General features: G+C 64.4%; 5 protein-coding genes and 1 pseudogene. 1 reads left to right on the forward strand and 5 read right to left on the reverse strand.

What is annotated here, in order from left to right; genetic code table 11:
- Positions 1–1,525: xanthine dehydrogenase family protein molybdopterin-binding subunit (locus VMR03_RS08965; RefSeq protein ID WP_325404358.1), on the reverse strand; the 1,525-nt coding region annotated here is incomplete at its 3' end.
- A gap of 13 nt (positions 1,526–1,538) precedes the next feature.
- Positions 1,539–2,003, reverse strand: a complete 465-nt coding sequence (locus VMR03_RS08970; RefSeq protein WP_325404360.1) for a (2Fe-2S)-binding protein — start codon at positions 2,001–2,003, stop codon at positions 1,539–1,541.
- A 393-nt stretch (positions 2,004–2,396) separates the two neighbouring features.
- Between VMR03_RS08970 and VMR03_RS08975 the strand changes: the two genes are divergently transcribed.
- Positions 2,397–2,603 (forward strand): cold-shock protein, encoded by a 207-nt coding sequence (locus VMR03_RS08975; RefSeq protein ID WP_152215086.1) that lies wholly within the window; start codon positions 2,397–2,399, stop codon positions 2,601–2,603.
- 149 nt (positions 2,604–2,752) lie between these two features.
- Here VMR03_RS08975 and VMR03_RS08980 read toward each other — a convergent pair whose 3' ends face one another.
- The 3 genes and pseudogenes from VMR03_RS08980 to VMR03_RS08990 form a co-directional block, all read right to left on the reverse strand.
- Complete coding sequence (locus VMR03_RS08980; protein ID WP_325404363.1) at positions 2,753–5,338, reverse strand: PAS domain-containing sensor histidine kinase; 2,586 nt, start codon at positions 5,336–5,338, stop codon at positions 2,753–2,755.
- A 156-nt stretch (positions 5,339–5,494) separates the two neighbouring features.
- Positions 5,495–6,892 (reverse strand): adenosylhomocysteinase, encoded by a 1,398-nt coding sequence (gene ahcY, locus VMR03_RS08985; RefSeq protein ID WP_325404365.1) that lies wholly within the window; start codon positions 6,890–6,892, stop codon positions 5,495–5,497.
- Between the two features lie 123 nt (positions 6,893–7,015).
- A pseudogene (locus VMR03_RS08990) lies at positions 7,016–7,243 on the reverse strand (MFS transporter); the annotation flags it as partial.

The raw sequence follows: 7,243 nt of genomic DNA on the forward strand, positions 1-7,243 counted from the left end.
CCTCGCCCGGCTCGTCCTTCGAGGTATAGCGGTTCTGCCAGGCGACGGGCTGACCGTCCTTGTCGAGGCCGACCTTGAAGACACTCGTCACGGCGATGCGATAGGCATCGTGCTGAATGTCGTCTTCGCGGGTGTAGACGAGCTTTACCGGCGCATCGACTTCCTTCGCGATCAGCGTCGCGAAGTCGATCTCGCTCGGAAAATTAAAGAAGCCCTCGCGCACCGGGATGCGGCGGCCGAAGCCGCCGCCAAGCAACATCGGATGCAGCGTCACGTCGTCGAAGGAAAGACCGGCGACATCAGCGATGCGGGCGCGGGTTCCGAGCGGGTCCTGTGCGCCGACCCAAGCTTCCGCCTTGCCGTCCGACTTGATCCAGACCGTGCAGTTCATCGGCTCCATGCAGGCGTGGGCGAGATAGGGAACGCGGTAGGTCGCCTCGACGGTCTTCGCCGCGCCTTTCAGGCCGGCGTCGATATCGCCGATCTCGACGTCCTTCGCGCTGTCGCCGGAGGCAATGTCCTTGTCGTGCTGCGCATAGATCGTCGTCATCGAGCGCGTGTCATTGCCCTTGGCGTCGATCTTCAGATCGAGCGCGGCCGCCGCCTCCTTGGCGCGCCAGAAATTGTCGGCGACGACGGCAACGCCCGACGGCAGGCGGACGAGCTTCTTCACACCGGGCCGCTTCAGGATTTCGGCTTCGTTGTAGCTCACGACCTCGGCGCCGAAGACGGGCACGAACTTGATGGCGGCATAGAGCATGCCCGCCACCTTCACGTCGATGCCATATTTCGCGCTGCCGTCGACCTTGGCCGGAATATCGAAGCGCGGGATCGGCTTGCCGACGATGGTGTAGTCCTTCGGCGATTTCAGCACCGGATTTGAAAGCGGCGAAAGGTTCGCCGCATCGGACGCGAGCTCCGCGAACGTTGCCGATTTGCCCGAGGCGTCGTGATGCACATGGGAGAGGCGCGCGACGCATTGCGAGGGGTCGACGTTCCAGCGGCGGGCCGCGGCGCGGATCATCAGATCCTTCGCGGCGGCGCCGGCAACGCGCATGCCATGCTGACCGGTCCAGCGCACGGAGGACGAGCCGCCGGTGAGCTGGATATGCATGAACTTCGCGACCTTGAGCCAGGCGGCGTTGGTGAGGCCCGTCAGCATGGGTGGAATTTCGACGCCATCGGTAAAACGCTGGCCGAGCGCTTCATTGGCGAAGGCCTGCTCGGCGGGCGCCTGCACGGCCCTGACCAGCGACCAGTCGGCCTCCATCTCCTCGGCCGCCATCATGGCGAGCGCGGTGACCACGCCCTGCCCCATGTCGGCGTGTGGCACATAGACCGTCAGCACATTGTCCGGCGAAAGCTTCAACCAGGTCGTGACGAAGCGCTCGTCCTCGCCGGAAGCAAGCTTGTCGAGCTGGTTTCGGCGCGACGGACCGGACATCGCATAGCCGATCAGCAATCCGCCGCCCGCGAGGCCGCCGGCAATCAGAAGTCCGCGCCGTGTGGGGTTCTTGATGTCCATGGTTCCGTCTCCCTCAGGCGTTCGACAGCGAATGAATGGCGGCGCGCACACGCGGATAGGTGCCGCAGCGGCAGACATTGGTGATCGCTTCGTCGATCTGCGCATCGGTCGGCTTCGGGGTTTCCTTCAGAAGCGCCGACACGGCCATCAGCATGCCCGACTGGCAATAACCGCATTGCGGGACCTGATGCGCGATCCATGCGGCCTGGATCGGCGCCAGCGCGGCCTTGGCGCCGGAGGCCTCGGCCAAACCTTCTATCGTGACGATCTCTCGGTTCTCGACGGAAACGACCGGCGTCACGCAGGACCGCACGGCCTCGCCGTCGACATGCACGGTGCAGGCGCCGCAAGAGGCAACGCCGCAGCCGAACTTGGTGCCGGTGAGGCCCAGCTCGTCGCGCAGCGCCCAGAGAAGCGGCATTTCGAGCTCGACGTCGAGCGTATGCTTGACGCCGTTGACCTTGAGCGTGACGGACATGATTTCCTCCCCTGCTGGCGATGTTCCGGGCGGCGAGGCCGCCCCTCGGCGCCGCTTTCATGCGCGACCCGGGGCGGCATCGGAACGAATGACCGAAAGTATCATTTCGGTCACTTAAATTAAAGCGGCAACTGAAAAGAGGCGTGTCGTCGAACGAGGCGGAGAGCGGGCGCGGCCCGGAGACGCGTGAAATGGCTGTTTTCGGCGGGTTCAAGCGTACGGGATTTATTTCCCTTGCTATTTCGGCCTGCGGCCCCACTTATGGGGCGTCATTTCGTTTTGGTTCGGCATGCTCTCTACGCTCAGATCGAGCGCCGGGCTATCCCTACTCTCAAAGATTGACACGGACGCGCGATGTCGCGCGGACGACACCCTCTATTCCAAGGAGACACCATGTCCAACAAGGGCGCGGTAAAGTGGTTCAACAGCCAGAAGGGCTTCGGCTTCATTCAGCCGGACAACGGCGGCAACGACGTGTTCGTGCATATCTCGGCCGTCGAGCGCGCTGGCCTCTCGAACCTCAACGAAGGCCAGAAGCTTTCGTATGAGCTCGTGACGGAAAAAGGCAAGACCTCGGCCGCGAACCTCCAGCTCCTTTGAGCTGAGACGCGGGCGACATCCGGCTTCGCCGGAGAGCTGCCTTCAAAGTTTGAACCCGGCCGGAGAGATCCGCGCCGGGTTCTTCTTTTGACAACCGCCGAAGAGTCCCCCCTCCTCCGCAGCAATATCGAGGCCGCATCGGCAGCCCTTTATTCGGCCATGAGTTTCGGCGCACCGGCACCGGACTCCAGTACGGTCGAGGCGGGCGTGCGGACCGGCAGATGACAGGTCACGCGCGTGCCGACGTCGGGCGCCGATTCGAGCGTTACCCAGCCGCCATGCAGTTCGACGAAGGAGCGCACAAGCGACAGGCCGAGTCCGGCGCCGCGCCGGCGATCCTGCCCTGCACGCGCCTCGAAGCGATCGAAGACCGTCGCCTGAAACTCCGGCTTGATGCCATCGCCTGTGTCGGCGACGAAGAGCTGCACCGTGTTGTCACCGCGCGCAGCGCCGATGGTGATGGTGTCGCCGGGGCTCGTGAAGGCCAGCGCGTTCGACAGAAGGTTGATCATGATCTGCTTGATGCGCTTTTCGTCGGCGCGGATGACCCCGAGATCGTCGGGCGCATCGATCTTGAGGACGACGCGGTTTTTCTGAGCCGGACGCTGAGCGAATTCTTCCGCCGCGCGGATGACGTCGGACATTGCCACGTCGGAAAGATCGAGCGTCATCGCGCCCGCTTCGATGACGGCGAGGTCGAGAATGTCGTTCACGATGTCGAGAAGCGTGTCCGAGGACTCGAGAATGCCTTGCGTGTATTCGTGCTGCTTCGGATTGAGTTCACCGAACATCTCGGCTTCGAGGATTTCGCCGAAGCCCAGAATGTTCGTGAGCGGCGTCCGCAACTGGTAGGAGACGTGGCTGATGAATTCGGATTTCAGCCGATCGGCCGTCTCAAGCGCGTCGTTGCGCTCGCGCAGCGCCAGCTCCATGCGAATGGAATCCGTCACGTCGATATAGGTGAGAAGGCTTGCGCCGTCGGGAAGCGGCACGGCGGCATAGTCGATCACCGTACCGTCCGGACGGTTGAGGCGGCCTGTCGCCTGCGAGCGGACGCCGGACGCCATCATGATGCGTGCCTTGAGGTTCTCGGCATCCGCCGGATCGCTGAAGAGCGGCGTACAAGCCTCGACGATCTCGTCCACATGCGGCTCGGCGCAAAGCACTTCGTCAGCGAGATTCCAGATGCGCGCATAGGCTGGATTGAAGAGTTTCAGGCGGCCGTCGGAACCGAAGACGGCGACGCCTTCATAGAGATGATCGATCGTCTCGCGCTGTACGCGGGCCAGCGTATTGTAGGAGCTTTCGAGATTGAGCTGCTCGGTCACGTTCTCGTAGAGATAGATGACGCCGCCGAAGGGATGCGCCTGCCCGAGCACCTTGATCGTGCGCCCGTCGGGCAGGTGCCAGTATTCCTCGATCGGATCGGGCGAGGTATAGAGCTCCATGCGGCCCTGCTTCCAGGCTTGGAAGTTCGCCTGTTCCGGCAGGCGGCGCAGGGCGCGCAACTGATCGAGCATCTCGCCGTCGGTCGGCTCGGCGTCGAGCCATTGCGGATCGAGGCCCCAGAGATTTTCGAAGGCGCGGTTGCGGAATTTGAGCCGTTTGTCGGGGCCGCAGATCGCCACGGCGGTCGTCACGCGGTCGAGCGTCGCCGCGTGGCTTTCGATGTGGCGACGCAATTCCGCTTCCGCGGCATCGAGTGCCGAAACGTCGACGGCGACGCCCGCAAGCCCCTGCGACACGCGCTGCTCGAAAACCTCGATGGCGCGACGCTCGCCAGCCATGATCGCATGGGTGCGTTCGGTGGCCCGGGTGCGGTCGAAGAGGCGGCGCCTGAGCGAGGACAGCACATCCTCGCTCAGAAGCTCGAGGCCGCGCACCACCGCATCCTCTGGCGTCGCCGCATCGACGGCACGCGCATAGGCGTCGTTCACCCAGACGAGCTTGCCCTCCTCGTTGCGCCGCCAGGCGGGGAACGGGGCACTCATCACATGTTCCTCGAAGCGCGCGCGGCTCGCTTCGGCTTGACGCAGGCGTTCGGTCAGGCGGCTTACCTCCGCCCGCTCGCCGGTCACATCGCGCAGCCAGAGCACGGCGAGCGCGCCGGCAGGCCGACCCTCCGCCTCGAAGGTGCGGCCGTCGAGCGACTGGACATGAAGGGAAAAGCGCGCGCCGCGCGTCCGCAGGCGCTGGACCGCGGTGTTGAGGCGGCCAGCATTCTCCGGCTCGAGCCTCGTCAGCAGGTAGGAGAAATCGAGGTCGCCCGAAGCGGGATCGACCAGGGTCGCGGTCGAGCCGACGATGCGGGGCCGCGACTGAAAGGTGCCGGGGGCGGCGCGCAGGCTTTCCGGCGTCCAGATGAAGACGGCGTCGGGCTCGGCGGCGAGGATCGATTCCGCGGCATGAAGGCGGGCTTCGAGGCCCGACATTTCCTGTTCGCGCGTCAGGGCCAGGCGCCGGGCGCCGCGGGCGGTCCGGAATCCCACCAGAGCGGCGAGAACGCCGAAGACCGCGAGGCCGAGAGCACCGAGCAGATAGAGGTCCATCACCGGCGCCGACGCTGGAACGCCGAGCGTCGCCAACGCCTTGGGCAGACTTTCCTGGAGGCGGTCGGGAAGCGTCGGATCGGCGGCCAGCGCGGGAACGGCAGGCATGCCGGACGCGAGCGCGGCGAGGCCCGCACCCTTTCCCCAAAGCAGCCGCGCCGGCGGCCTCAGCCTTTCCGTCATCATTCCCCATCCGGTGCGATTCGCACCGCCTGATCAGCCCGAGGCGAGCGATACTACATCATGTCTTAAAGTGTCGCGAAAATGCACAGCGAAAAACCCCTCTCCAAATGAAAAGGCCCGGAGAAATCCGGGCCTTCTGCAGTGCGGCGGGAGGCGGCGTCAGTAGCGGTAAGCCTCGGGCTTGAAGGGGCCCGTTTCGGTAACCCCGATATAGGCGGCCTGCTTGTCGGTAAGCTTGGTCAGCTTCACGCCGATCTTGGCGAGATGCAGCGCCGCGACCTTCTCGTCGAGCGTCTTGGGCAGCGTATAGACCTTCTTTTCGTACTGGCCGGGCTTCGTCCAGAGCTCGATCTGGGCAAGCGTCTGATTGGTGAACGAGGCCGACATGACGAAGCTCGGATGGCCGGTCGCGCAGCCGAGATTCACGAGCCGGCCCTCGGCCAGCAGGATGATGCGGTTGCCGCCGGGGAACTCGATCTCGTCGACCTGCGGCTTCACATTGTGCCACTTGAAATTCTTGAGCGCGCCGACCTGAATCTCGCTGTCGAAATGGCCGATGTTGCAGACGATGGCGCGATGCTTCATCGCGCGCATGTGCTCGACCGTGATGACGTCGACATTGCCGGTCGTGGTGACGAAGATGTCGCCGCGAGGAGCGGCTTCTTCCATGGTCGTGACCTCATAGCCTTCCATCGCCGCCTGCAGCGCGCAGATCGGATCGATCTCGGTGACGATGACGCGGGCGCCGGCATTGCGCAGGCTGGCGGCGGACCCCTTGCCGACATCGCCGAAGCCGGCGACGACGCCGACCTTGCCGGCCATCATCACGTCGGTGGCGCGGCGGATGCCGTCGACCAGAGATTCCCGGCAGCCGTAGAGATTGTCGAATTTCGATTTCGTCACGCTGTCGTTGACGTTGATCGCCGGCCAGAGCAGCGTGCCCTTCTTCTGCATCTCGTAGAGACGATGCACGCCCGTCGTCGTTTCCTCGGTCACGCCGCGAATGCTCTTTGCGAGCGTCGTGTACCAGCCCTGCTTGTGCTTCAGGCGGCGCTTGATCGAGGCGTAGAGGATTTCCTCTTCCTCGTTCGAAGCGGTTTCGAGGAAGGCGACGTCGCCGCCTTCGGCGCGGAGGCCGAGATGCACCAGCAGCGTCGCGTCGCCGCCATCGTCCAAGATCATGTTCGGCGCGCCGCCATCGGCCCATTCGAAGATGCGATGCGTATATTCCCAATAATCCTCGAGGCTCTCGCCCTTGATCGCGAAAACAGGCGTGCCGGAGGCCGCGATCGCGGCGGCGGCATGATCCTGCGTCGAATAGATGTTGCAAGACGCCCAGCGCACATCGGCGCCCAGCGCCTTCAGCGTCTCGATGAGCACGGCCGTCTGGATCGTCATGTGGAGGGAGCCGGCGATGCGCGCGCCCTTCAGCGGCTGCGATTTGCCGAATTCCTCGCGGGTCGCCATGAGGCCCGGCATTTCGGTCTCGGCGATGTCGATTTCCTTGCGGCCCCAGTCGGCGAGGTTGATGTCCTTGACGACGTAATCATTGCTCATGGGGGCTCCTTGGAAATGCGTGGGCCGCATGCGAGGCGCAGGCGGGACCCGGCCTTATAACAGGCCGATCCCGCCCAGACAAGTTCATATAAAGAAATCTTTATATGTTTTTCCGGTCTTCGATCAAGCGACCGCGGCGGCCGGGCGGTCGAGACGCTGGGAGAGCATCGCAAGGGCCAGCGCGGCGAGTGCCACGGCGGCGCCGACCCAGGGAATGAAGGTATAAGCCGCGCCCTGGGCGATGACGGCGCCGCCGAGCCAGGCGCCCGAGGCATTGCCGAAGTTGAAGGCGCCCTGATTGAGGATCGAGGCGAGATTGGGTGCGTGAAGCGCCTTGTCGACGACGCGGAG

This window comes from Parvibaculum sp. (assembly GCF_035511255.1).
Taxonomy (GTDB): Bacteria; Pseudomonadota; Alphaproteobacteria; order Parvibaculales; family Parvibaculaceae; genus Parvibaculum.